Source organism: Pseudomonas sp. P8_229, assembly GCF_034008635.1.
Classification (GTDB): Bacteria; Pseudomonadota; Gammaproteobacteria; order Pseudomonadales; family Pseudomonadaceae; genus Aquipseudomonas.
The window spans coordinates 5602516-5626047 of the sequence record NZ_CP125378.1 but is presented as its reverse complement, the minus strand read 5'-3'; the positions used below and the strand labels follow the sequence as shown (position 1 = coordinate 5626047).

Sequence of the window (23532 nt, the reverse complement as noted above, 5' to 3'; positions counted from 1 at the left end):
CTCATTTCCCTGCGGCCATCACCTCTTTATTTGATGCGGAGTCCGCCTTGCGTCTGTTTCACACCTCCGACTGGCACCTTGGGCAAAACCTGCACGGCCAGGAGCGCGATTTCGAGCATGCGTGCTTTCTCGAATGGCTGCTGCGCCAACTGCAACTGGCGCAGCCGGATGTGCTGCTGATCGCCGGAGACATCTTTGACACGGTCAATCCGCCGGTCAAAGCCCAGGAACGCCTCTACGATTTCATCGTCAGCGCCCACGAGCAGCAGCCGTTGCTGACCATCGTGATGATCGCCGGCAACCACGATTCCGGCTCGCGCATCGAATTGCCTGCGCCATTGATGCGCCGCCTGCGCACCCATGCGCTGGGTCGGGTGTTGTGGCTGGATGACGGCCAGCTCGACGCCGAACGCTTGCTGCTGCCGTTGCCGAATGCCCAAGGCGAAGTCGCTGCGTGGTGCCTGGCGCTGCCGTTCCTGCGCCCGGCCGAAGTCACCGGCGCGCATCTGGGCGACAACTATTTGCGCGGTATCGGTCAGGTACACGAATGGCTGATCGAAGCCGCCAACGCCAAGCGCAAACCCGGTCAAGCGTTGATCGCCATCAGCCACGCGCACATGGCTGGCGGCTCGGTTTCAGAGGATTCTGAGCGCAGCCTGATCATTGGCAACGCCGAAGCCCTGCCCGCCAGCCTGTTCGGGCCGAGCATCAGCTACGTCGCCCTCGGCCATTTGCACAAGCCGCAGAAGGTCAACGGTGAAGAACGCATCCGCTACAGCGGCTCGCCGATTCCGCTGTCGTTCTCGGAAATCGGCTATCAACACCAGATCCTCGACGTTACGCTCGATGGCGAAACCCTGGTCAGTGTCGAGCCGAAACTGGTCCCGAGATCGGTCAACCTGCAACGGATCGGCCCGGCGCCGCTGGCGGAGATCCTGCTGCAACTGGCAGACCTGCCGAACATCGACCTGCTCGCCGAAACCCAGCGGCAACCGTGGCTGGAAGTGCGCGTAACCCTCGACGAGCCACAGCCGGATCTGCGCCATCAAGTCGAAAGCGCCCTGCAAGGCAAGGCCGTGCGCCTGGTGCGTATCGCCGCTGAATACGCCGGTAATCGTGGTGCTGACGGGGTCGAAGACGGCGCCGCACTGATCGAACTCGACCAGCTCACCCCGCAAGAACTGTTCAGCCGCGCATGGCTGGACAACTACGGCAGTGAGGTCGATGAGCAGACGTTGAAGGACTTCGGCGAACTCTTGCAAGACGTGCAACTGGAGGGCGAGCAGCCATGAAAATTCTCGCCATTCGCTTGAAGAACCTCGCCTCGCTGGCCGGCCCGTTCGAGATCGATTTCACCGCTGAGCCGTTGGCCAGCGCCGGTTTGTTTGCGATTACCGGTCCGACCGGCGCCGGTAAAAGTACCCTGCTCGATGCATTGTGTCTGGCGTTGTTTGGCGCTGTGCCGCGCCTGAACAACACCGGGCGTGACGCCAAAGTCCCCGATGCCGACGGCGAAATTGCCACTGGCGACCCGCGCACTCTGCTGCGACGCGGTACCGGCGAAGGTTATGCCGAAGTGGATTTTGTCGGTGTCGATGGCCGGCGCTATCGGGCGCGCTGGGAAGCCAACCGCGCCCGCGAGAAGGCTGGCGGCAAGCTGCAAGCCAGCCGTCAGAGCCTGCGCGATATTGATCAGGATCAACTGCTCGCCAGTCAGAAAGGCGAATACAAAACTCAGCTGGAAGCCGCACTCGGCCTGAACTTCGAACAGTTCACCCGCGCTGTGTTGCTGGCGCAGAGCGAGTTCAGTGCGTTCCTGAAAGCGGACGACAACGACCGCAGCGAACTACTGGAAAAGCTCACCGACACCGCGCTGTACACCCGCCTCGGCCGCCGCGCCTTCGACAAGACCAAAGAGGCTCGCGAAGCGCACAAGCTGTTGCAGGATCAAGCGACTGGCGTCACCCCACTGGCGCCCGAAGCCCGAGCCGAACTGGACGAGCGCTTCAACGCTGCGCAACAACAGCTGAAACGGCAACAGGCGCAGCTCAAACAGCTTGAGCAACAGCACGGCTGGCTCAAGGATTTGCGGGTGTTGCAGGATGCGCAGCAAGCCGCCACCGAGCAATTGCACAGTGCACAGCAGCAATCGGAAAGTCTGGCCGGCGAACGGGTGAAACTGACGCGACTGGAACAGCTCGGCCCGCAGCGGCATCAGTTCGCGCGTAAAACCGAACTCGACGCGTTGTTGGCGCCGTTGGCTGCACAGATTGCTGCGCACACGCAGCAACACAGCGAGCTGACCGAGCGTCAGACACAACTGGAGCAGAATCTCGAGGCGGCGAAAGTCGCCCTGAGCGAAGCGCAGCAGCGCCAGTCGGAAAACGCGCCGCTGTTGCGTCAGGCCTTTGAAGAACAAAGCACCCTCGCCCGCCTGGCCAAAGAAGTCGCCGCGTGCGCTGAAGCCAAAGCCAATGCGCGGCAGGCTTGTACCGAGGGCCAGAACGCAATCCAAGCCTTGCTGGAAAAACAGACCCAGGTCGGCGAGCGCCTGCAACGCATCGCCGCCGAGCTTGAGCAAAGCACTCATCTGGCGCCGTTGAGTGACGCGTGGAATGCCTATCGCGATCGCCTGCAACAGTTGATGCTGATCGGCAATCGCCTGAACAAGGGTCAGGCGGAACTGGCGAATCTCGAAGAGAACGCCGCGCGCAGTGCCTCAGAACTGACCACGCAGAAACAGCAGCTTGAGGTGCTGTTCAAAGAGGCTGGCGCCGAACCGGATGCGGTCGCCGAGCAGATCGGTATCCTTGGCACGCTGCTGCAGGACAACCGCAAACAACTGCGGCTGTTCGAGGATCTGTCGCGCCTGTGGGCCACGCAACAGGATCTGGACAAACGCAACGCCGAGTTGCAACAGCGTCAACTCAACGCCCAGCAGGAACGCGAGCGCCTGACCCAGGACGGGGTGAAAAGCAAAGCCGAACTGACCATCGCCGAACAAACCCTCAACGTCACCCGCGAGCTGCTTGAGCGCCAGCGGCTGGCGCGCAGTGCCAGTGTCGAAGAATTGCGCGCGCAGTTGCAGGACGATCAGCCGTGCCCGGTCTGTGGTAGCAACGAGCATCCGTATCATCAGCCCGAAGCGCTGCTGCAAAGCCTCGGTCGGCATGATGAAAGCGAGCAGGCCAATGCTCAGCAGGTGGTCGATCAGCTCAAGGAAAAGCTCATCGAGCTGCGTGCCGAAGTCGGTGGCGTCATTGCTCAGCAGAAAGAACTGCTGCAACAGCAAGAACAACTGGCGACCCAACAGCAAGCGTTGGCACCCAGCCTCGATGCCCATCCGCTGTCCGCGCAGTTATTCAATCAGGACGCCGCCCAGCGCGATGGCTGGCTCGCGCGGCAAAACGAGCAACTGAACCAGAGCATTACCCAGGACGAACAACGCCAGAGCGCCCTGCTCACCCTGCAACAGGATGCCGCGCGTCTGACCCAGCAATTGCGTCAGGCCGAAACCGCACATCAGCAGGCCGCGCAGAACCTCAATAATCAGCAACGCGAATTGAGCAGCGACCGTCAGCGCCTCGACGAAGAACTGACGGCGTTCGGCAATGTGCTGCCGGCCGAGACCCTTGAGGCCTTGCGTCGCGAGCCGGCGGCGACCTTCATGCAGCTCGACCGACAGATCGCCGAGCGTCTGGCGCAACTCGAGCAGCAGAAGGAAGAACTGAGCGAGCAGCAACAGCGTCAGCAAACGCTGGAGAAAGAGCAGGACCGTCAGCAGACCCGCCTCCAGCAAGCGCAAACGGCTGAGCAACAGTTCAATGCGTTGGCCGAGCAGCAGCAACTCTGCCAGCAGAAACTTGCGCAATTGCTTGGCGACCACAGCAGCGCCGAGCACTGGCAGCAGCAACTGGAACAGGCTGTGGAACAAGCGCGCGCGGCGGAAACTGGCACGGCTCAGGATCTGCAAAACGTACGCACGCAGATTGTGCAGATCGCCGCTGAACTCAAGGCGCAGCAACAGCGTTTGCAGGCGCTGGACAGCGAGGAAAAGGATCTGGCGAGCAAGATTGCCGACTGGCGCGCTCGTCATCCAGAGCTGGATGACGGCGGCCTCGAAGATTTGTTGCGAATCGACGACGGGCAAGTCGCCGAACTGCGCCAGCGCTTGCAGCACAACGAAAAAGCCATCGAACAGGCCAAGGTGTTGTTGCAGGAACGTGACCAGCGTCTGCTCGATCATCAGGCGCAGCACAACGGCAATCTTGATGCCGAACAACTGGCCAGTGCCCTCACAGATGTGCAGAACCAGTTCACCGTCAGCGAACAGCAGTGCGCCGAATTGCGCGCCGAACAGGTCGAAGACCAGCGTCGGCAAAACGCCAATCAGGCGCTGGCGCAGCAGATCGCCGAGGCCTACGCCGAGTATCAACGCTGGGCGCGACTGAGTGCCTTGATCGGCTCGGCCACCGGAGACACCTTCCGCAAGATCGCTCAGGCCTACAACCTCGACTTGCTGGTGCATCACGCCAATGTGCAACTGCGCCAACTGGTCAAACGCTATCGCCTCAAGCGCGGTGGCAGCATGCTTGGCCTGCTGGTGATGGACACGGAAATGGGCGACGAACTGCGCTCGGTGCATTCGTTGTCTGGCGGTGAAACGTTCCTGGTGTCGCTGGCCCTGGCGCTGGGTCTGGCGTCGATGGCGTCGAGTACGCTGAAAATCGAATCGCTGTTTATCGACGAAGGCTTCGGCAGCCTCGATCCAGAGTCGCTACAACTGGCAATGGACGCACTCGATGGTTTGCAGGCGCAGGGCCGCAAGGTCGCGGTGATTTCCCACGTGCAGGAAATGCACGAACGGATTCCGGTGCAGATTCAGGTGCAGCGCCAAGGCAACGGTTTGAGCACGCTGGAGGTGAAATGAACACGCTGTATTCCTTCCGCCGCTGCCCTTACGCAATGCGGGCGCGGATGGCGTTGCGTTATTCGGGCGTACCGGTAGAGATCGTTGAAGTCAGCCTCAAGGCCAAACCGGCCGAGATGCTGGCAATCTCGCCCAAGGGCACGGTGCCGGTGCTGGATGCCGGTGGGCAGGTGATTGATGAGAGTCTGGAGATCATGCACTGGGCGTTGGCGCAGAATGACCCGCAGGGTTGGTTGCTTGCTGGCGACTCGCGGATTGCTGAATTGATCGAGGCGAATGATCAGGGGTTCAAGGTGCAGTTGAATCGCTACAAGTATGCCGAGCGTTATCCCGAGCAGCCGATGGAGGTTTATCGGGCTGAAGGCGCGGTGTATTTGCAGCGGCTGGAAGTGCTGCTCAACGATCGCGATTATCTTCTGGCCGATCATCCGAGCCTGGCGGATATCGCCCTGCTGCCCTTCGTTCGGCAGTTTGCCCATGTGGATCGCGAGTGGTTTGCGCAGACGCCTTATGTTCGCTTACAAGCCTGGTTGCAGCGCTTCCTCGAATCCGAGCTCTTCACTTCGATCATGAAGAAGTAACTCAGGGTCAAGCCAGCGCATTGCACATGCCGAGTGCCATGCAATCCACTTCGAACGGGCCGAGAAAATCGGCCGAGACTTTCACCGGTGGATTGCCGGCCATCAGCCCCAATGTGTTCGCCCTTTCGATGTTGTGCGCAATGCTGTGATTGGCCTCTATGGCCCGGGCCAATGCTCCCACCGAGCCTTGGCCGATACCCAATAGTGAAGCGCCGTTGGTGAAAAACGCCAAACCGGCGACTACCCAGAGTCTGTAGCCTTTCATGCTCCGCCGACTCCCGCGAGTTCAGCCCGGTCGACCATCACGCTTTGTGAGCGGACTTCGAACTGGATGCCGGGATGGGCGACTTGAATCGGTGCGTCGAAGCTGTGTTCCATTTGCGAGGCGATGCTGACGACCAGCACCACGGCCAGGTAAAGACCAATGGCCAGGTAGGCGCCGCGTTTGGCTGAATGAAGGATTGCGCTGGCCATGGTCTTCTCCCGTGGGCATGTTTCGATGCCCACAGAATCGATCAAAAAAGCCGTGGCAACCACTCAGGGTTTTCCATAGTAAACATCAGCTTCGTTGATTATTTAGCCAGTCTATTTGCGCGTTTGAAGAAACCTATCGGTTTGCGAAAAACACACGTGTAGGCGCTGCCGAAGGCTGCGATCTGATCGTTCCCATGCTCAGCGTGGGAATACCTCTTGGGACGCTCTGCGTCCAGTGACACGGAGCGTCACGGGCTGCGTTCCCACGCGGAGCGTGGGAACGATCCCAAGGGCAAGATCAAGACTGCAGCCTTCGGCAGCGCCTGCAAGGGCGTTGTGTGCAGACTTTCAGTGTTGGGCTTTGTGATCCAGGGCGGCGTAGAAGTTGGCGCTCTGTTGCAGGTATTTCTGAGTGTAGCTCTGGGTGTGGGATTTTTTGCTGGTGATTTCAACGTTGGCGCCGGCTGGCAGTACCACGGCGGCAGAGATGGCGGAAGCGGCGATGACAGAGAAGAGATTGAAGTTCATGGCGGTATTCCTCGTGTTCGGTTGGCTTGCTTGCCCGGGTGGGCCGTGAAGCAAACTTAACGCTCAGGGGTTGCTCGCTTGAAATGCTTTGTAGCAGTAGCAGTTATCAACGGGATTGATAACGCACCGCGCACGCCTGGGATCACGAGACGGGAACCGTGAAAATTCCACGAGCGCACCAATATGGTGCGTAAATCTATACTCATGAAAATAAATTCATAAATGCGACATAAAACATCTTTATAACGACAAAATTATATCAGTATAATTCCGGCGCTTTTTTCTGGCCAGAATAACAGGACGTTTGAATGTGCGAGTGTAACTTTGAGCTAATGGATGCTGTAAAAAACAGGAACATTGAATGGGCTTTTGAAGTACTAAAAAAAAATCACGCCTTTTAGGCTTCGACTACATCAACTATCACTTCAGATACGCCCTTCCCATCACCGCTCCAAGATCATTTTCGAAAAACAACTACGACCCCCGCTGGAACGAACATTATGAAACTCATAACTTTGTAGATTCCGACCCGGCGTTGCAACGGGCACTCAAAAGCAATGAACCCTTGCTCTGGTCGGAAGATATCTTCAAAGACCACGCATTGCTTTACGCTGAAATGAAAAAATTCAACCTGAATCATGGTTGGCTGCAATCATCCTGGTACAACTTCGCAATCAAGGGCGTGGTCACTCTCAGTCGATCAACCGATGCAATTACCCTGCAGGAACTGGACGCCAAGGAGGCAAAGATGTCAAAACTGGTCAGACTGACTCATGCTTGTCTTTCCGAAATAATCACACTGAGTTCACCCTACCAATCCAATGAAAAGCTCAGCCCCAGAGAGGTTGAAATCCTCAAGTGGGTGGCGGATGGTAAAACCGGCGAGGTCATCGGAAAAGTGCTCGGTGTGACAGAGCGAACCGTGACGCATCACACCGTTAACATCATGCAAAAATTGAACACCACCAATAAAACAGCGGCGGCCGTGAAAGCCGCGCTGTTAGGTCTCATCTAACGTTAACCGGGGAGTATCGATCACTCCCCGTCTGTTGCCACGCGACATCATCAGGCAGCGCCAACGACCGCTTCGTTGCCGTAAAGTTTTTTGCCCACCATCACCAGATCAAAATCTTCTCCCCGCACCCGCGCAACGCCTGGCATGAATCCCCAACGGGTAAATCCCCACTTTTCGAACAGCCGCAAACTTTGTTGATTATGCGCAAAAATTGTCGTGGCAATCACTTCGATATCCAGCAGTGCCGCGGACTCCATGATTGACTGCAACAGGAAAGACCCAACACCTTTTGATTGATGGAGCGGATGAATATAGAGCCCGAGATCAGCGGTTCGGAAATATCCCGGACGCTCATTCATGAAGTAGGAAAGCGACAAATAACCGATGACGCCACCACCCGGATTCGAGGTGTCTTCCGCGACCCAGACAGGTCGCCGGCTGCCGACATGCTTCAAAAACCACGGTTTCCAGGCTTCAACACTGACCGGTTCGACGTCGCACGTGCTGTTCCCCGCTTCAATTGCGCGGTTGTAGATATCAACGATAGTGGGGAGGTCTGCCAGCGTGGCCGCGCGACAGGTGTAGCGCGAGGACTCATACATTTTGCATGCCCTTCTCGAAGTCGTAGGAAAACATGCCGGAAAAAACATGCGCAACCGAACCGACCAGATTCAAGGTGCAGTCGGGATCAATGAACACCGACATTTTGCCTCCGGGCATCACCACCGTCACATCAGCGTCTACCAGTCCCAGGGTATGACAAACCGCTGCCGCCGCACAGGCACTGCTGCCCGACGCCAGGGTATATCCAGATCCCCGCTCCCACGTTTCGACCTCAATGCACGAAGGGTCGACGATGTTGACGAATTGCACATTGGTTTTGTTGGGGAACATGGAGTGCTGGGAAATCAGTGGCCCCAGCAGTTCCGCAGTAGCCCTGTTCGCGGGTTGACCAAAAACCACACAATGCGGATTACCAATATCGACACATGAAATGGACATATCCTTGCCCGCAATGTGAAAAGGCTCGTTCAACACGGTTTTCTTTTTATCCATGATCACCGGGACCTTTTTGCTCTCCAGACAAAAAGAACCCAGGCTGACGAGAAACTGGTTGTGTGCCGGCAAGCGTTGCACGGCAACACTTTGCGCCAGACGAATCAGCCAGATATTGAAACTGTCGGATTGCACATAATCGTTATCGACAAGATAACGCGAGAACACGCGCAAACCATTGCCACTTTTACCGCACGCCGAACCGTCCGAGTTATAGACCTCCAGGCCAAGCTTCCCGTTAACCAGATGCGGGCCATATAACACGCCATCGGCACCAATGCCGGTACGGCGATCGCAGATCTTGCGCACCCATTCAATATCAAAGTTGATCGGCGCCTTGTTGGGATCGATGACAATGTAATCATTGCCCTGCGCGGAGTACTTTACAAAGTCCATTTTCATACGGCTCCTGTCGATTCGAGCAAACCCAGAGACTCGGGAAAACCCAACATGATGTTCATGTTCTGCACCGCGGCGGTTGATGCACCCTTGCCAAGATTATCCAGCCTGGCCACCAACAAGGCACGGGACCGATCATTCCCCGAAGCATCGCCGAACACATACAGATCTACCGTATTGGAACCGGCTACCACCTGCGCCTCCAGCCTACTCTGACTGGCCGCGCTGGACTCCTGTGCAGAAGCAACCCTGACAAAGGGTTCGTCGGCATAACATTGCGCAAGGCATTCACGTAGCTGTTCAGGTGTCACGCCCGGCGCCAGGAACAACGGAATGGAGACCAGCATGCCACGATGGAAATTACCCACTGCCGGGATAAAAATCGGCGGACTTTCAAGGCCGGAGTACACCGCCATTTCCGGCAAATGTTTATGATTGAAGCTCAAACCATAGAGGTGATGAGCAAAAGGCGGGGATTCACTTTCATACTCCCGGACCATTGCCGCACCACCGCCCGAATAACCGGATATCGCATTAATGGTCAACGGCGCATGAGCCGGGACCTTGCCGCTGCGAATCAAGGGCCGCAATAACAGTATTGCGCCAGTGGCGAAGCAACCGGGGTTGGTAACCCGCCGCGCCTGCCTGATGTTCTCGCGCTGAGCGCCAGATAATTCCGCGAGCCCATAGAGCCACTGCGCGGCGGTACGGTGCGCTGAACTTGCATCGATCAAGCGGCAATCGATTGACTGCACGGCAGACACGAGTTCTTTGGCGGCCAGGTCAGGCAGGCACATTATGGTCAGGTCTGCTTCTGCGATCAGACGCTTCTTCTCATCGAGATTTTTTCTGGCGTTCTCGTCGATGCTGATCAGCGTGACTTCTGGATGCGCTCTTAGATGCTGTCGAATCTGTAATCCGGTGGTTCCAGATTCGCCATCAATGAATATTTTTTTCACGACCGGTACTCTCCGAGCAATCAATACATAGACAAGATATACTTGAACTCGGACTTGATCCGCCCGAGTCCATCCCGCAGTTCATCCACGGGCCTGGCAAACGTAATTCGCATTCCATTGCGCTGACCAAACACTTCGGCGGGCATAGTCAGTACCCGGGTGTGGTGCAATACCCTTCGACAAAAATCCAGCGAGCTTTCCGAGGAAGTCAGGTGAACCCAACAAAAGGGTGTTCCCTCTGGTGCAACAAGTTCGAGCATCGGGAAACAATCCCGGGACCATTGCTGAAGCACCTCATAACCGTTGTGGCACAGTTGCAGGTAATTATTCAGCAACCCGTCGTAGTTGAGCAAAATGCGCTCTGCAATTTTTTCGCAGATAACCGAATTTGAAATGGTGGTCAAATGCTTGTAATCCATAGCCCTGGCCACGATATTGCCGGGTCCGCACATCCACCCAACCCGGATGCCGGGGGCGCCAAAGATTTTCGATACACCTGACACGGCGATGACATTATCCAGATCGAAATGGACCACCGACGACTTCATATCGGTCAGGTATTCTTCATCGGCGATAACACATATATTCCGTTCCCTGGCCACTCTAACGATTTGTCTTAATTGATCGGCATCGATCGACTTACCGGTCGGGTTGCAGGGATTATTAAGAATGATGACACGGGTATTCGTCCTCAGTGCGTCCCGAACTGCCGCAGCAGAAACTTTGAAGTTCGCGTCATATTCAAGAACACTGATCGAACACCCTATTTCCTCTGGCACCTTCCAGGACTGTTGCCAACCCGGAGAAAATGTAATGACATGATCACCGACGTTGAGCAACGTGCGATACAAGAGATAAAGCGCTTCCTGCGCACCGTGAGCGATGCCAACATTACAGCGTTCGATACCATAGAGTTTCGCGACCTGCATCGCCAAGGCGTGGCTGCCGCGATCCGTTCCATAGTCCAATACCAAATCTTCAATATCGGCACTGAAAATCCCTGCTTTGATGCAAGGAGCATTACTGTCTCCCAGATCAATGTCGTACTTGCCATGGGCTTCTCTAAACACCCATTCCTGCATACTGTAAGGCTGGCTCACCCACGTTCCCCTTTTCCGTCCTGGAATCAGTTTTTCTTGTTTTCGGTAAACATCAGTGCTCTGAGATCAAATTCGTAGCTATGTGGCACAGCTTTGACGTTTGAGGTCTGCCCCAAGAGCAACGTGTGAGCCAGCATCGAGCCGAATGAAGTCGCCATCAGACAGGTCGCACTCAGCGATGATACTTTCTGCTTCTCGAAATCCAGTTTCGGCGAATCAATGTATTGTTTGTATAGTTTTGACGGCGCGAGTTTCCCACCAAACTTCTGCAGGCTTTCAAGTTCGCTGTCCTGATCCGAAATATCGAAGAACTCTTCGAACGTCGGGCCATTCGGCAGAAAAACATGCACTGTTACCCCATACGCGACCGGACAGCAAAGTACGACAGGAATATTTCGACGACGAGCCTCTTTATAAAGCAGTTGGCGTGGCTTGATCACAAAGAAGTCCAACGTGTCGCACACAACGTCGACACCGCTGAGGTAGTCGCTGACGTTGAACTCATCCAGATAATCGATGGCTTGCACGGAAACTTGTGGGTTAATCGACAGCAGTCGCTCCGACAACACTTCAGATTTTTTTCTGCCGATGGTGTGCGTCGAACAGCCGAATTGTCTGTTCATGTTTTCCGGGCCAAATGTGTCAGCGTCGGCAATATTTACGCCGCCAACGCCCATGCGCACCAGGCACTCCGCATAGGTATAACCGGTGCCTCCACAGCCTGGTACTGCGACTCGTTTTCCGGCAAGAACATTGAGTTCCTCCTCGGACACCAGACCCACCATGCGACTAAACAAAACATCCCGGGAAAAATCATGTGGCTGTTGCATCGTTATCTCCAACTAATCAGGCTTGTACGGATTCAATGACTTTCTTTTCAAACTCATCGCCATGCCAGCGATCCGTCCATGGGGAAAACGCCACGACAAAAATGTCGCGATAACCCTCTTCATTGACTGGAATAATTTCAGTCACGTCATGGAACATATTCTGGTCATCAAGCAAGGCCGCCTGGCCCTCGAGCAGCGTGCCGGTATAGAAAGGGTCGGTGTCCCTGGCATTGCGATACAGGCTCATTTCAGCGCCGCTGATATCTTTGCGGGTCACTACACCGATCATGACAAACGAATGTCCATCACGATGGCGCCCTTCCGGAACGGTAACGCCCTTCAACTCCGAGTTAACGATCACCCGATATTGATGAACGTTGATTTGCCATTCCTGCGTTGCATCCAGGCCGATATCCTTCGCCCCACGCTCGATGAATGGCGTGAAGTCGACCTCGATAGGCTCATAAAACCGCTGGATTCCGCCTGCAACAGGGTTGTATTTGGAAAACGTCATGTACGGACGATGGGCCAGCAATTCAAAGTTCCAGCCCGTGGCGCTGGCAATCATCTTGTACTGGGAAAAGCGCCGGTAGCGGTTGCCACCCCCCATGTATTGATCGAGTGCCAAGCGTGAAAAACTGTCGATTACATCGGCGGGTATTACCCCAAGATCGACAATACTGAAGCCGTCCTGATTGAAAGGCATCGACTCACTCCTTAAGCCGGTGTCGTTGCGTTGCTGCCCAGACGAACACTCAGTTCGTCCAGATAGCGCGCGGAAGAGTTGATGCGAATAAGTGCGCCAATGGCGATTTCGCGACCGATACGCGGATCGTGATCCACCAACGGCACAACCACATTGTTAAACCAGCCATTGGCATGTTCCGTGTCGATGTAGACATGGAGCTTGTGATATTCAATCCCGTGCGCGGGCATGTTGTTTCGCTCCCAAGCCTTGATCACATGCTTGAATCGGCGTGGTGCCAGATATTCAGTCACACCGAAATAGCCAACCGCTTTGAAGTAATGCCGACGAGACAATGCGAGGCAGGAACTGACGTTGCCGGAAACGATCGATTGCAGCAGCATCGCGCTGGACATATCGGAATCGTCCACACCCGCAGCCCTCAGTGTCTGTGCAAACATTCTGGAATGTACGTCGGCCTCGACGCCATTACCCATTTCATCGAAGTAATTCTTCGCCAGTTCGAGCTTTTGCCCAACCGGCAAACCGATCTGCATAAACGCCAGAATATCGTCGAACTTCGGATCAAGATTGGTCTCTTGAATCAAGTAGTACTTAACGTCCGTCGCTGTTGCTTCCTCACTGAGAAAGTGCGTGTAAAACGGATGCACACTCGATGGGCTCTTTGACACCAGTTTTTTCAGCCATTTGACATATTCCTTGCCATTGGCCGGAAAACCGCTGACGTCGGCATCCGACAGACCTTGCATTTCATACTGGAGCATGGCGCCCTCCAGCACCGACTGAACGTCGCTGACAATCGGTCGACGGTCCGCATTGACTTGTTCAATACGGGTGCACTCGAACTCGTTTCGATAAATGATCGCCAGGCACTCATGCAACGTGGCGAGCGCATCCTGGTTTTTATTGACATAGGCGTCGTGCACCAGCAATCGAGCCAACTGATTAACGTTCCTGCGAATATCAAAATCTTCGTTAACGAAGTTCCATTCATCAGGGTTGCGTTCCATCGCAACAAACCATTCAAGCAGGTTCAACCCTTCCACCTTCACTGTGAACATCCTTATAAGTTGTTTTCCGTAGTTACTGTGCAGTGACTGATTTAAAAATCACCGGCGACGTTTTCGACAACTCTGAATTCAGGGTTATCACGTCGTGGTTTTCACCCGAGTACTCTTCGGGATTGATTATTGCGTCGACAGGACACTCAGGCTCACATACACCGCATTCGATGCAGGTATCCGGACAAATGACCAGTTGGTAGTCGGCATCGCGAAATGCGTCGACAGGACAGACATCTACACAGACTGTAGATTTGCACGAGAGACACTCTTTCCCAACTACGTATGGCATCTGGACGTTCCTTCGTCGTTCATCTTCGAATCACGCCAACCTGGAAAATCCGGCAATTGCCAAGATCTCTGGAAAGCGCTGCCATTTAGTCGTTATTTCAACTTTATGTACACTGTAGGAAACTACAGGTGCATAAAATTCTTGTTCGTGCCTTCAACGTTTTCTGCAACTATCGCGGCGCCTTACCCGCACCTCTGGAACAGTGATAGACTCGGCCGCGATAGGGATTTCCATTAAAAACAACGACGTTTACCCGAGGCCTGTATGTACCTTCTTTATTACTCGCCGGGCGCCTGTTCACTGGCCGCCCATATCCTTCTTGAAGAATTGGCACAGCCGTTCAAACTTGAATTGCGCTCGGCCCTGAAGGGCATTGGTACCCAAACACCCGAGTACCTGAGCATTAATCCGAAGGGACGAGTCCCTGCCCTGCTTTGTCTGGACAGTCCGATTGGGGAAGAAGCCGGAGTGTTGACGGAGTTACCCGCCATCCTTGCCTATCTTGCGCTTGAAGAAAAAACCGGGCGTTTTATTCCCGGCACGCCTGGGGAGTTGGGCCGTTGCCTCGAATGGCTGAACTGGTTATCCGGAACAGTGCACAGTCTTTCTTATGGTCAGGTCTGGCGACCACAGCGGTTTGTTGACGATGAAAATCTATTCCCCGCCATTGTCGAAAAGGGCCGGCGCAATGTCATGGATAACTACAGGTTTATCGAGCAGCACATTGTCGAGGCACAGGGCCCATCGGTATTACGTGGATATAACGTTGTCCACCCGGTGTTGTTGGTTTTCTGGATCTGGGGTAAGTGGATTGATCTGGATATGAATAAGTCGTTTCCCGCCTGGCATCGCCTTGTGCAATCGGTGATCGAGCGACCTGCGGTGCAACGTGCCTTGGCGACAGAGGGCATTGATTTGAAGTTATTCGATTAGTAGTCAGCTTCTGCGGTATTTCACGTGCAATAAAAACGGGCATCAACCCATCAGTTGATGCCCGTTTTGCTGTGTCTACAATCTTGGCGCGAGCGATTACTTGCCGAGCAGAAATTTCAGATCGCTCGGCGCGTCCATCGGCAGTTTTTGCACGGTTTTGCCGAGCAGACCGGTCTTGCCATCGCGCTCGACGACGACAATTTCGTTGCTCTTCTGGTTGGCAATCAGCAGAAATTTGCCACTTGGGTCGAGGCTGAACTCGCGCGGGTGATCACCTTCCACCGAGCGTTTTTGCAGCTCTTTGAGCTGGCCGCTCGCCGGATCAATCGCAAACACCACCAACTGATTGGCAGTGCCACGGTTGCTGACGTAGAGGAACTTGCCATCCGCCGAGGCGTGTAGCGCCGCACCGGCCTTGTCCGAAGTCGGCTGACCGGCTGCCAGATCGACCAGCTGCGTCTGGGTCAGCACGCCGTCGTTATAATCGAAAACCGCGACCTGCGCGCTCATCTCCATGGTCAGCCAGGCGTGTTTGCCATCAGCGCTGAACAGCAGATGGCGCGGGCCGCTGCCGGCGGGCATGGCGACGGAAGCGGTTTTCGCCGGGGTCAACGGCAGCTCCGGGTTGGCTTTCGGGTCGAACTGGTAAATGAACACCTTGTCCGCGCCCAAGTCATTGGAGAACACGTAGCGACCGTCCGGCGAGGAAACAGTCGAGTGCACGTGGTTCGAGGCCTGACGCTCGGGATTGACCCGGCTCGCCGGGTGCGCGCTCATCTGTACCACCGGTTTGAGTTTGCCGTCAGCACCGACCGGCAACACCGCGAGGGTGCCACCCGGATCTTCCACCACCGAATAGTTGCTGACGAACAGATGGCTGGCATCGCCGCTCAGGCTCGAGTGGGTTGGCTCGTTGCCCAGGCTCTGCACCTGATTGATCAGGCTCAGGGCGTGAGTCTTGGGATCGATCGAATAGCTGCTGACGCGGCCGACCGGGTCTTTCTGGCCCGGGCCGTTTTCATTGACCACAAACAGACGATGCTGGTCTTTGGACAGGGTCAGCCACGACGGGTTTTCGCTCTTCACCACCTGCAGCGGTTTGGAGGCGATCTGGCCTGTGGCGCTGTCGAAGTTCATTCGATAGAGGCCCTGGCTGGTGTTGGCGGTGTAGGAACCGACCAGCAACTGGAAGCTTTCTGCAGAGGCCGTGGACAGGCCCATGGCGCCGACGCTGCCGGCCATCAGCAGCGGCCAGAATTTACGCATTTTCATCGGTATCGTCCTCGTCGTCGCTGCTGCTGACTACATCGCCGAGACAGACCAGGCGGTGTTCGCCAGTGGTCTTGGTGTCGCTGGCAAAACCAATGATCAGCCAGCTCTGCAGGTCTTCGTCAAACGTTGCTGCCTCAACCTGAGCCGGGGTGAACTCCCAATGCTTGGCCGCTCGGCCGTCGATGCATTCGATGTGCAGGTTGTCATCTTCGTCGAGGGCGAATTCGAAGGCGTGCAAGCCATCGATTTCGACCATATCGCAGTGTTCGAGGACGTCGAGAAGGGTTTGGGCAGTCATGGCAAACAGTCTTTCTTAGGGGGGAAAGGGCAAATGATAGCTCATTGTCGCTGGAGATCCTTGTGGGAGCGGGCTTGCTCGCGAAAGCGGTGTGTCAGGCAATGAATCACTGACTGAAAGAATGCCTTCGCGAGCAAGCCCGCTCCCACAGGGGGGGGCGGCGCGATTTACAGGGCGTCGCGTGACGGCTTGCCATCGACCAGCCGCTGGATGCGCAATGGATTGCCATTCTTCAGCGGCTCGGGAAGCATAAAATCCGGGTAGTTCTGGAAGCACACCGGACGCAGGAAGCGATCGATCGCCAGGGTCCCCACCGACGTGCCACGGGCATCGGACGTTGCCGGATACGGCCCGCCATGCACCATCGAATCACACACTTCGACTCCGGTCGGGTAACCATTGAGCAGGATCCGCCCGACCTTCTGCTCGAGTAACGGCGTCAGTTCCGGGAAGCGTTCGAAGTCGGCCTGCTCACCGATAATCGTCGCCGTCAGCTGTCCATGCAGCCCCTGTAGCGCCGAGCTGAGCTCGGCATTGTCCGCCACTTCGACGATCACCGTGGTCGGGCCAAACACTTCTTCCTGCAGCACTTCATCACCGTTGATCAACAGGCTGACATCCGCCTTGAACAGTTGCGGCAATGCCTGATTGCCTTGCTGCGTCTGGCCTGCCAGATGTTCGATGCCGGGATGCGCCAGGAGCTTGTGCAAGCCTTTGCCGTAGCTGTCGAGGGTGCCGGCGTTGAGCATGGTCTGCGCCGGTTGATCGCCGATCAGCCCGGCGACTTGCTGCACGAAGGCGCTGAATTGCGCCGAGCGGATACCGATGACCAGTCCGGGATTGGTGCAGAACTGACCGCAGCCCTGCACTACCGAGGCAGTCAGGTCACGGGCGATGGACTCCGAACGCTCGGCCAACGCCTGCGGCAAAACGATCACCGGGTTGATGCTCGACATCTCGGCGAACACCGGAATCGGTTGCGGCCGCGCTGCGGCCATGTCGCACAGCGCCCGACCGCCCTTGAGCGAACCGGTGAAGCCCACTGCCTGAATCGCCGGATGCTTGACCAGCCATTCGCCAACGCCCCCGCCATAGATCATGTTAAACACCCCGGCCGGCATGGCGGTTTTTTCCGCCGCGCGAATCAATGCATCAGCGACCAGTTCTGCTGTAGCCATATGGCCGCTGTGGGCCTTGAACACCACCGGGCACCCGGCCGCCAACGCCGAAGCCGTATCGCCGCCAGCGGTGGAAAACGCCAAAGGGAAGTTGCTCGCACCGAATACCGCAACCGGACCGAGGCCGATGCGGTATTGGCGCAGGTCCGGGCGCGGCAACGGCTGGCGATCCGGCAACGGCAGGTCGATTCGTGCGCCATAGAAATCACCGCGCCGCAGGACTTTGGCGAACAGGCGCATCTGGCCGCTGGTGCGACCGCGTTCGCCCTGAATCCGCCCCGCTGGCAGCGCGGTTTCGCGGCAGACCACGGCAACGAAATCATCGCCCAGCGCATCCAGTTCATCGGCAATCGCGTCGAGAAACTGCGCACGGCGTTCGGCGCTGAGGCTGCGATACGCCGGGTACGCGGCGGCAGCGGCCTTGGCGGCGGCGTCGACTTCTTCAGCGGTGGCCTGGATGAAATCGTGCGGCAACTGTTCGCCCGTGGTTGCGTCGACAGATTGCAGTTTGACGTTGCCAGCGGCACTGCGCTGACCGCCGATGTAGTTGTGGCCGAGGATCTGAGTCATGGGATCTCCTTAAAGGGTGCCGATGCTGTCCGGTTGAAAAACCGCTGCTGCCGGAGCAATGCCGTTGACCAGCGGTGCGCCGAATTCAGCCTGGCTGATCTCGAACACGTCGCCCGGTTGTGTGCGAATGCCATCGGCGAACGACAGGGTAGCGGTGCCGAAAAAGTGAATGTGCACGTCGCCCGGACGCAGGAACTGGCTGTACTTGAAGTGGTGATATTCAAGGTTGGCGAGGCTGTGGCACATGTTGGCTTCGCCGCTGAGAAACTCGTTCTGCCACAGCACTTCGCCGTCGCGCAGGATGCGGCTGGTGCCGGCCAGATGTTGCGGCAATTCGCCGGTACGAAGTTCCGGGCCGTAACTGCAACTGCGCAGTTTCGAGTGCGCCAGGTACAGGTAATTCTTGCGTTCCATGACGTGGTCGGAGAACTCGTTGCCCACCGCAAAGCCGAGGCGATACGGTTTGCCGTCGTGGCCGATGACGTAGAGGCCGGCCATTTCCGGCTCCTCACCGGCGTCTTCGGCGAACGGTGGCAGCGGGAAGGCTTCGCCCGGACGGACGACGATGCTGCCGTCGCCTTTGTAGAACCACTCCGGTTGCACACCCGCCTGCCCCGTCGCCGGTTTGCCGCCCTCCACGCCCCATTTGAAAATGCGCATGGTGTCGGTCATTTGCGCTTCGTCAGCGGCGTGCTGGTGCATTTTGTCTCGCGCCGAGGCGCTGCCCAGGTGCGTGAGGCCGGTGCCACTGACCAGCAGGTGCGCCGGGTCCGGGTGATCCAGTGGCGGCAGGATGCGCCGGCTGTTCAGCAGTTCGGCGTAGTCATGGCTGATGCCGAGGCCGAGGGTTTGCACTTGCTGCTCAAGGCTTTTGCCGGCCTCGACGGCGGCCAGCGCCAGATCGCGTGTGGTGCGTGCGTCCTGGACTTCGCGCACCAGACCGTGGTCGACCACGCCGATACGACGCTTGCCGTTAATCAATTCGAATTGAACCAGATGCATGATTTTCTCCTATTCCCTCAAAACACCGCAGTTCCCCCTGTGGGAGCGGGCTTGCTCGCGAAAGCGGTGTGTCATTCAACGATGATGGTGACTGACCCACCGCTTTCGCGAGCAAGCCCGCTCCCACATGGGTTATGTGTTGTTCGGCGTATTCAGGTGCGTGTGGCGCCGCGTGCACTGGCGGCAAATTGGTCAGCCGGCAGGACGTGTTTGCGCTCAAGCACGCGGTAAACCACGCCGGTCAAAATCAAACCGAACACCATCACCCCCGACAGGAAATACAACCCCGACGCCAGATTCCCGGTGTACTCCTTCAACGCGCCGATCACGAACGGCCCGATGTAGCCACCGAGGTTACCCACCGAGTTGATCAAGGCGATTCCCGCCGCCGCACTGGCACCAGCGAAGAACCGCCCGGGCAAGGTCCAGAACACCGCCGTGCAGGAAAACAGCGCAAACGCCACCAGGCACAGCGCTGCCAGTTGCGCCACCGGCAACGACAGCCATGCACTGAAGAACAGGCCAATCGCGCCCAGCACATACAGCACCGCCAGATGCCCGTAGCGATCATTCATACGGTCGGAACTGCGCGGCACGATCAACAAACCGACGATGCCGAAGATGTACGGCACCGACGAGACGAAACCGGTGACCAGATCACTGCCGCCGAACTGTTTGATCAGTGTCGGCAGCCATAAGCCGAGGCCATAAATGCTCAGGGTCACCGGCAGATAAAACAGCGCCAGCAGCAACACGCGTTTGTCCTTGAGCGCATGCAGCGGGTTGCCGTGACGGGTCTGGCCGTACTCCTGAAGATCCTTTTTCAGCTCGCCGGTCAGCCAGTCTTTCTCGCTCTGCTCCATCCATTGCACTTGCTGCGGGCCGTCCGGCAGCCAGCGCAACACTGGCCAGGTCAGGAGGATTGCCGGGGTGCCAATGACGATGAACAGCCACTGCCAGCCGTGCAGGCCGAGGATCCCGTCCATGCCCAGCAAGCCGCCGGACACGGGGCCGGTGATCATCATCGCGATCGGTTGGGAGAGGATGAACAGCCCGAGGATCTTGCCGCGATGGCGCACCGGGAACCATTGAGTGATGTAGTACAGAACGCCGGGAAAGAACCCCGCCTCTGCCGCGCCGAGCAGAAAGCGCATCACGTAGAAACTGTGCGGGCCCTGGACGAACGCCATGCCGATGGTGATTGCGCCCCAGGTGATCATGATCCGCGCGAACCAGCGCCGCGCACCGAAGCGTTCGAGCATCAGGTTGCTGGGGATTTCCAGCAGGAAGTAGCCAATGAAAAACAGCCCGGCGCCGAGGCCATAAGCCGCATCACCAATGCCAATGTCAGCGCCCATGTGCAGCTTGGCGAAGCCGACGGCGGAGCGATCCACATAGGCGATCAGGTACAGCAGGATCAGGAAGGGAATCAGTTTCAGCGTGATGCGGCGGATAAGCCGCAATTCCTGGCTCATGGGGTCGGTCTCCGATTGTTGTTTTTATAGAACCTCGGGGGACGCCTCTCGCGGAAAACCGCCAGGGCCAATCCCTCCGTCGAAAACGACTATATAGTAATACTAATTACCCAACAACACTTCCAAATCGTGGTTTTTGAGCTTATGTTTAGCCGTGAATCGCAAACAATAGTCTTACAATAAGAGAATCGATCATGTCTGAGAAGAAACCCACCCTGCGCTCGGCCCAATGGTTTGGCACTGCCGACAAGAACGGCTTCATGTACCGCAGCTGGATGAAGAATCAGGGCATCGCCGACCACCAGTTCCATGGCAAGCCGATCATCGGCATCTGCAACACCTGGTCGGAACTGACCCCGTGCAACGCGCACTTCCGCCAGATCGCGGAGCACGTCAAACGCGGGGTGATCGAGGCCGGTGGCTTTCCAGTGGAATTCCCGGTGTTCTCCAATGGCGAGTCAAACCTGCGCCCCACCGCCATGCTTACCCGCAACCTGGCGAGCATGGACGTCGAAGAGGCGATTCGCGGCAACCCGATTGACGGCGTGGTGCTGCTGACCGGCTGCGACAAAACCACTCCGGCGCTGCTGATGGGCGCAGCCAGTTGCGATGTGCCGGCGATCGTCGTCACCGGCGGGCCGATGCTCAACGGCAAGCACAAGGGCAAGGACATCGGTTCCGGCACCGTGGTCTGGCAGCTCAGCGAACAGGTCAAGGCCGGCACCATTACCATTGACGATTTCCTTGCGGCCGAGGGCGGCATGTCGCGTTCGGCGGGCACCTGCAACACCATGGGCACCGCGTCGACCATGGCTTGCATGGCCGAAGCACTGGGCACGTCCTTGCCGCACAACGCGGCGATTCCGGCGGTGGATGCGCGGCGTTATGTGCTGGCACACATGTCCGGGATGCGTGCGGTGGAGATGGTTCGCGAAGACCTTCGTCTGTCGAAGATTCTGACCAAGGAAGCGTTTGAAAACGCCATTCGGGTCAACGCGGCTATTGGCGGTTCGACCAATGCGGTGATCCACCTGAAAGCCATCGCCGGACGCATCGGCGTCGAGCTGAATCTGGACGACTGGACGCGTATCGGTCGCGGCATGCCGACCATCGTCGACCTGCAGCCATCCGGGCGTTTCCTGATGGAAGAGTTCTATTACGCCGGTGGTTTGCCGGCGGTGCTGCGCCGTCTCGGCGAGGCCAATCTGATCCCCAATCCGAATGCGCTGACCGTCAACGGCAAAACCCTGGGCGAGAACACCAAGGACGCGCCGATCTATGGCGAAGACGAAGTGATCCGCACCCTCGACAACCCGATCCGCGCCGACGGCGGTATCTGCGTGTTGCGCGGCAATCTGGCGCCGCTGGGTGCCGTGCTCAAGCCCTCCGCCGCCACACCTGAACTGATGCAGCATCGTGGGCGTGCGGTGGTGTTCGAGAACTTCGACATGTACAAGGCGCGGATCAACGATCCTGAGCTGGACGTCGATAAGGATTCGATTCTGGTGATGAAGAACTGCGGACCGAAGGGTTATCCGGGCATGGCCGAGGTGGGCAACATGGGGCTGCCGGCCAAGCTGCTGGCGCAAGGTGTGACCGACATGGTGCGCATCTCCGATGCGCGAATGAGCGGCACCGCGTACGGCACGGTGGTTTTGCACGTCGCCCCGGAAGCGGCGGCCGGCGGGCCTTTGGCGGTGGTGCAGGAAGGCGACTGGATCGAACTCGACTGCGCCAGCGGACGGCTGCATCTGGATATTCCGGAGGCCGAACTGTTGGCGCGCATGGCCGATTTGCAGCCACCGCAACAGTTGCTGGTCGGTGGGTATCGGCAGTTGTACATCGACCATGTGCTGCAGGCGGATCAGGGCTGTGACTTCGACTTCCTCGTTGGTTGCCGAGGGGCTGAAGTACCGCGCCACTCTCACTAACCTTCTCCACCGATCGTTCCCATGCTCTGCGTGGGAACGATCATTACCCGCCTCAAGATTGTCTGGTGCCTGCTATGATGCGCGGCATCTCCATCGCTCAGGATCGCGCCGTTCCCCATGGATTACCGCAAACCTTCCGACCGCAAAAGCATGCACTCGCGCATTGTCCAGGAACTGGGCATGCAGATCGTCTCCGGACGCTTTTTGCCGGACGACAAGCTGCCCGCCGAAGCCTTGCTCTGCGAGGAGTACGCGGTGAGCCGGCCGGTGTTGCGCGAAGCCACGCGGGTGCTGGTGGCCAAGGGGCTGGTGTATTCCAGACCACGGGTCGGCACGGTGGTCAAGGCGCGTCGGGAATGGCACATGCTCGACCCGGACGTGTTGCACTGGCTGATGCAAAGCAGCCCGCAGAATGAATTCTTCAATGTGCTGACCAGCGTGCGCAGCATCATCGAACCGGCCGCCGCCGCCCTCGCCGCCCAGCATGCGACCGACGCCGACATCGCGGCCATCGGCGAAGCCTATCAGCGCATGGAAGCGGCACCGACCCCGGAAGCCTTGCTGCAACCGGATCTGGACTTCCACAGCCGCATCGCCGACGCGACCCACAACGATTTGCTGGCGAACCTGTGCAACATGCTCTCGGTGGCAATTGCCGAGGCGCTGAAGCATTCGAACCAGCGACCGAATCTGCATGAGCTGGCGCTGCCACGACACAAGGCGATTCTCACTGCGATCGAGAACCGTGATGCCCTTGGCGCCCGCCACGCGACGCTGGTGCAGCTGGATGATGCGCGCAGTGCGCTGAGCGCCGTGCTTGGCACCGAGCTCTCCTGACCTGCACAAATCCCCTGTAGGAGTGAGCCTGCTCGCGATAGCGGTATATCAGCTAAAGAATCGCTGCCTGATACACCGCTATCGCGAGCAGGCTCACTCCTACAA

General features: G+C 57.5%; 23 protein-coding genes and 1 pseudogene. 8 read left to right on the top strand and 16 right to left on the bottom strand.

From position 1 onward, the window contains the following. The first annotated feature begins 47 nt into the window (after positions 1-47). From QMK55_RS25430 to QMK55_RS25420, 3 genes are read left to right on the top strand one after another with little or no spacing between them, the layout of a single operon-like run. Positions 48-1292 carry an exonuclease SbcCD subunit D C-terminal domain-containing protein gene (locus QMK55_RS25430; protein WP_320330214.1) on the top strand — a complete coding sequence of 415 codons (1245 nt, stop codon included), beginning with the start codon at positions 48-50 and terminating at the stop codon, positions 1290-1292. Beyond that, the gene (locus tag QMK55_RS25425) at positions 1289-4930 is read left to right on the top strand and encodes an SbcC/MukB-like Walker B domain-containing protein (RefSeq protein WP_320330213.1); all 3642 of its coding nucleotides are present in this window, start codon (positions 1289-1291) and stop codon (positions 4928-4930) included. The genes QMK55_RS25430 and QMK55_RS25425 overlap by 4 nt, the downstream gene beginning before the upstream one ends. Further along, positions 4927-5511 carry a glutathione S-transferase gene (locus tag QMK55_RS25420; RefSeq protein WP_320330212.1) on the top strand — a complete coding sequence of 195 codons (585 nt, stop codon included), beginning with the start codon at positions 4927-4929 and terminating at the stop codon, positions 5509-5511. The genes QMK55_RS25425 and QMK55_RS25420 overlap by 4 nt, the downstream gene beginning before the upstream one ends. 7 nt (positions 5512-5518) lie before the next feature. On the opposite strand, the gene QMK55_RS25415 is transcribed toward QMK55_RS25420, so the two are convergent. The 3 genes from QMK55_RS25415 to QMK55_RS25405 form a co-directional block, all read right to left on the bottom strand. Beyond that, on the bottom strand, positions 5519-5776 hold the full coding sequence (locus QMK55_RS25415) for a hypothetical protein (RefSeq protein ID WP_242206075.1): 258 nt from the start codon (positions 5774-5776) through the stop codon (positions 5519-5521). Beyond that, on the bottom strand, positions 5773-5985 hold the full coding sequence (locus QMK55_RS25410; protein ID WP_150652182.1) for a hypothetical protein: 213 nt from the start codon (positions 5983-5985) through the stop codon (positions 5773-5775). The genes QMK55_RS25415 and QMK55_RS25410 overlap by 4 nt, the downstream gene beginning before the upstream one ends. Positions 5986-6333: 348 nt before the next feature. Beyond that, positions 6334-6513, bottom strand: a complete 180-nt coding sequence (locus QMK55_RS25405) for a hypothetical protein (RefSeq protein WP_242206079.1) — start codon at positions 6511-6513, stop codon at positions 6334-6336. A gap of 394 nt (positions 6514-6907) precedes the next feature. Here QMK55_RS25405 and QMK55_RS25400 point away from each other — a divergent pair. Then, positions 6908-7279 (top strand): annotated as a pseudogene (locus QMK55_RS25400) (autoinducer binding domain-containing protein); the annotation flags it as partial. Continuing rightward, entirely contained in the window at positions 7262-7528 is a 267-nt protein-coding gene (locus tag QMK55_RS25395; RefSeq protein WP_279636296.1) for a helix-turn-helix transcriptional regulator, read from the top strand. The pseudogene QMK55_RS25400 and the gene QMK55_RS25395, both read left to right, overlap by 18 nt. A gap of 50 nt (positions 7529-7578) precedes the next feature. Here the strand turns inward: QMK55_RS25395 and QMK55_RS25390 are convergent, their stop codons facing one another. From QMK55_RS25390 to QMK55_RS25355, 8 genes are read right to left on the bottom strand one after another with little or no spacing between them, the layout of a single operon-like run. Continuing rightward, positions 7579-8130, bottom strand: coding sequence for an N-acetyltransferase family protein (locus QMK55_RS25390; protein WP_320330211.1), 552 nt, complete (start codon positions 8128-8130; stop codon positions 7579-7581). Beyond that, positions 8123-8986, bottom strand: a complete 864-nt coding sequence (gene dapF, locus QMK55_RS25385) for a diaminopimelate epimerase (protein ID WP_320330210.1) — start codon at positions 8984-8986, stop codon at positions 8123-8125. The genes QMK55_RS25390 and dapF overlap by 8 nt, the downstream gene beginning before the upstream one ends. Beyond that, positions 8983-9942 (bottom strand): N-acetyl-gamma-glutamyl-phosphate reductase, encoded by a 960-nt coding sequence (argC, locus tag QMK55_RS25380; RefSeq protein WP_320330209.1) that lies wholly within the window; start codon positions 9940-9942, stop codon positions 8983-8985. The genes dapF and argC overlap by 4 nt, the downstream gene beginning before the upstream one ends. A gap of 20 nt (positions 9943-9962) precedes the next feature. Next, on the bottom strand, positions 9963-11042 hold the full coding sequence (locus QMK55_RS25375; RefSeq protein ID WP_320330208.1) for a pyridoxal phosphate-dependent aminotransferase: 1080 nt from the start codon (positions 11040-11042) through the stop codon (positions 9963-9965). 26 nt (positions 11043-11068) lie between these two features. Continuing rightward, complete coding sequence (locus tag QMK55_RS25370; protein ID WP_127652265.1) at positions 11069-11872, bottom strand: ThiF family adenylyltransferase; 804 nt, start codon at positions 11870-11872, stop codon at positions 11069-11071. Positions 11873-11888: 16 nt separating this feature from the next. After that, a complete protein-coding gene (locus tag QMK55_RS25365; protein WP_134173681.1) occupies positions 11889-12578 on the bottom strand; it encodes a 2OG-Fe dioxygenase family protein in 690 nt (229 codons plus the stop codon). Between the two features lie 11 nt (positions 12579-12589). Next, positions 12590-13624, bottom strand: a complete 1035-nt coding sequence (locus tag QMK55_RS25360) for an iron-containing redox enzyme family protein (RefSeq protein WP_320330281.1) — start codon at positions 13622-13624, stop codon at positions 12590-12592. A gap of 37 nt (positions 13625-13661) precedes the next feature. Continuing rightward, positions 13662-13931 (bottom strand): indolepyruvate ferredoxin oxidoreductase subunit alpha, encoded by a 270-nt coding sequence (locus QMK55_RS25355; RefSeq protein ID WP_102356528.1) that lies wholly within the window; start codon positions 13929-13931, stop codon positions 13662-13664. A 264-nt stretch (positions 13932-14195) separates the two neighbouring features. On the opposite strand from QMK55_RS25355, the gene QMK55_RS25350 reads away from it, so the two are divergent. Further along, on the top strand, positions 14196-14864 hold the full coding sequence (locus QMK55_RS25350) for a glutathione S-transferase family protein (protein WP_102356529.1): 669 nt from the start codon (positions 14196-14198) through the stop codon (positions 14862-14864). A gap of 96 nt (positions 14865-14960) precedes the next feature. Here QMK55_RS25350 and QMK55_RS25345 read toward each other — a convergent pair whose 3' ends face one another. The 5 genes from QMK55_RS25345 to QMK55_RS25320 form a co-directional block, all read right to left on the bottom strand. Further along, positions 14961-16136: a lactonase family protein gene (locus tag QMK55_RS25345; protein ID WP_320330207.1), complete on the bottom strand. Its 1176-nt coding sequence runs from the start codon at positions 16134-16136 to the stop codon at positions 14961-14963. Beyond that, positions 16123-16434 carry a DUF5629 family protein gene (locus tag QMK55_RS25340; protein WP_102356531.1) on the bottom strand — a complete coding sequence of 104 codons (312 nt, stop codon included), beginning with the start codon at positions 16432-16434 and terminating at the stop codon, positions 16123-16125. The genes QMK55_RS25345 and QMK55_RS25340 overlap by 14 nt, the downstream gene beginning before the upstream one ends. 167 nt (positions 16435-16601) lie before the next feature. Next, positions 16602-18182 (bottom strand): aldehyde dehydrogenase (NADP(+)), encoded by a 1581-nt coding sequence (locus QMK55_RS25335; RefSeq protein ID WP_102356532.1) that lies wholly within the window; start codon positions 18180-18182, stop codon positions 16602-16604. Positions 18183-18191: 9 nt separating this feature from the next. After that, on the bottom strand, positions 18192-19184 hold the full coding sequence (gene araD1 / locus QMK55_RS25330; protein WP_320330206.1) for an AraD1 family protein: 993 nt from the start codon (positions 19182-19184) through the stop codon (positions 18192-18194). A gap of 152 nt (positions 19185-19336) precedes the next feature. Next, a complete protein-coding gene (locus QMK55_RS25320) occupies positions 19337-20659 on the bottom strand; it encodes an MFS transporter (RefSeq protein ID WP_320330205.1) in 1323 nt (440 codons plus the stop codon). A gap of 194 nt (positions 20660-20853) precedes the next feature. Here QMK55_RS25320 and QMK55_RS25315 point away from each other — a divergent pair, with 194 nt between their 5' ends. Together QMK55_RS25315 and QMK55_RS25310 are read left to right on the top strand one after the other, a co-directional pair. Beyond that, entirely contained in the window at positions 20854-22590 is a 1737-nt protein-coding gene (locus tag QMK55_RS25315; RefSeq protein WP_102356535.1) for an IlvD/Edd family dehydratase, read from the top strand. 117 nt (positions 22591-22707) lie between these two features. Continuing rightward, positions 22708-23427 (top strand): FadR/GntR family transcriptional regulator, encoded by a 720-nt coding sequence (locus QMK55_RS25310; RefSeq protein ID WP_102356536.1) that lies wholly within the window; start codon positions 22708-22710, stop codon positions 23425-23427. Positions 23428-23532: the final 105 nt, after the last annotated feature.

What these genes read in the sequence shown, in the direction of transcription:
- QMK55_RS25425 (WP_320330213.1), top strand. Translation starts at nt 1,289, where the DNA reads ATGAAAATTCTCGCCATTCGCTTGAAGAACCTCGCCTCGCTGGCCGGC.
- QMK55_RS25420 (WP_320330212.1), top strand. Translation starts at nt 4,927, where the DNA reads ATGAACACGCTGTATTCCTTCCGCCGCTGCCCTTACGCAATGCGGGCG.
- QMK55_RS25415 (WP_242206075.1), bottom strand. Translation starts at nt 5,776, where the DNA reads ATGAAAGGCTACAGACTCTGGGTAGTCGCCGGTTTGGCGTTTTTCACC.
- QMK55_RS25410 (WP_150652182.1), bottom strand. Translation starts at nt 5,985, where the DNA reads ATGGCCAGCGCAATCCTTCATTCAGCCAAACGCGGCGCCTACCTGGCC.
- QMK55_RS25405 (WP_242206079.1), bottom strand. Translation starts at nt 6,513, where the DNA reads ATGAACTTCAATCTCTTCTCTGTCATCGCCGCTTCCGCCATCTCTGCC.
- QMK55_RS25395 (WP_279636296.1), top strand. Translation starts at nt 7,262, where the DNA reads ATGTCAAAACTGGTCAGACTGACTCATGCTTGTCTTTCCGAAATAATC.
- QMK55_RS25390 (WP_320330211.1), bottom strand. Translation starts at nt 8,130, where the DNA reads ATGTATGAGTCCTCGCGCTACACCTGTCGCGCGGCCACGCTGGCAGAC.
- dapF (WP_320330210.1), bottom strand. Translation starts at nt 8,986, where the DNA reads ATGAAAATGGACTTTGTAAAGTACTCCGCGCAGGGCAATGATTACATT.
- QMK55_RS25370 (WP_127652265.1), bottom strand. Translation starts at nt 11,872, where the DNA reads ATGCAACAGCCACATGATTTTTCCCGGGATGTTTTGTTTAGTCGCATG.
- QMK55_RS25365 (WP_134173681.1), bottom strand. Translation starts at nt 12,578, where the DNA reads ATGCCTTTCAATCAGGACGGCTTCAGTATTGTCGATCTTGGGGTAATA.
- QMK55_RS25355 (WP_102356528.1), bottom strand. Translation starts at nt 13,931, where the DNA reads ATGCCATACGTAGTTGGGAAAGAGTGTCTCTCGTGCAAATCTACAGTC.
- QMK55_RS25350 (WP_102356529.1), top strand. Translation starts at nt 14,196, where the DNA reads ATGTACCTTCTTTATTACTCGCCGGGCGCCTGTTCACTGGCCGCCCAT.
- QMK55_RS25345 (WP_320330207.1), bottom strand. Translation starts at nt 16,136, where the DNA reads ATGAAAATGCGTAAATTCTGGCCGCTGCTGATGGCCGGCAGCGTCGGC.
- QMK55_RS25340 (WP_102356531.1), bottom strand. Translation starts at nt 16,434, where the DNA reads ATGACTGCCCAAACCCTTCTCGACGTCCTCGAACACTGCGATATGGTC.
- QMK55_RS25335 (WP_102356532.1), bottom strand. Translation starts at nt 18,182, where the DNA reads ATGACTCAGATCCTCGGCCACAACTACATCGGCGGTCAGCGCAGTGCC.
- araD1 (WP_320330206.1), bottom strand. Translation starts at nt 19,184, where the DNA reads ATGCATCTGGTTCAATTCGAATTGATTAACGGCAAGCGTCGTATCGGC.
- QMK55_RS25320 (WP_320330205.1), bottom strand. Translation starts at nt 20,659, where the DNA reads ATGAGCCAGGAATTGCGGCTTATCCGCCGCATCACGCTGAAACTGATT.
- QMK55_RS25315 (WP_102356535.1), top strand. Translation starts at nt 20,854, where the DNA reads ATGTCTGAGAAGAAACCCACCCTGCGCTCGGCCCAATGGTTTGGCACT.
- QMK55_RS25310 (WP_102356536.1), top strand. Translation starts at nt 22,708, where the DNA reads ATGGATTACCGCAAACCTTCCGACCGCAAAAGCATGCACTCGCGCATT.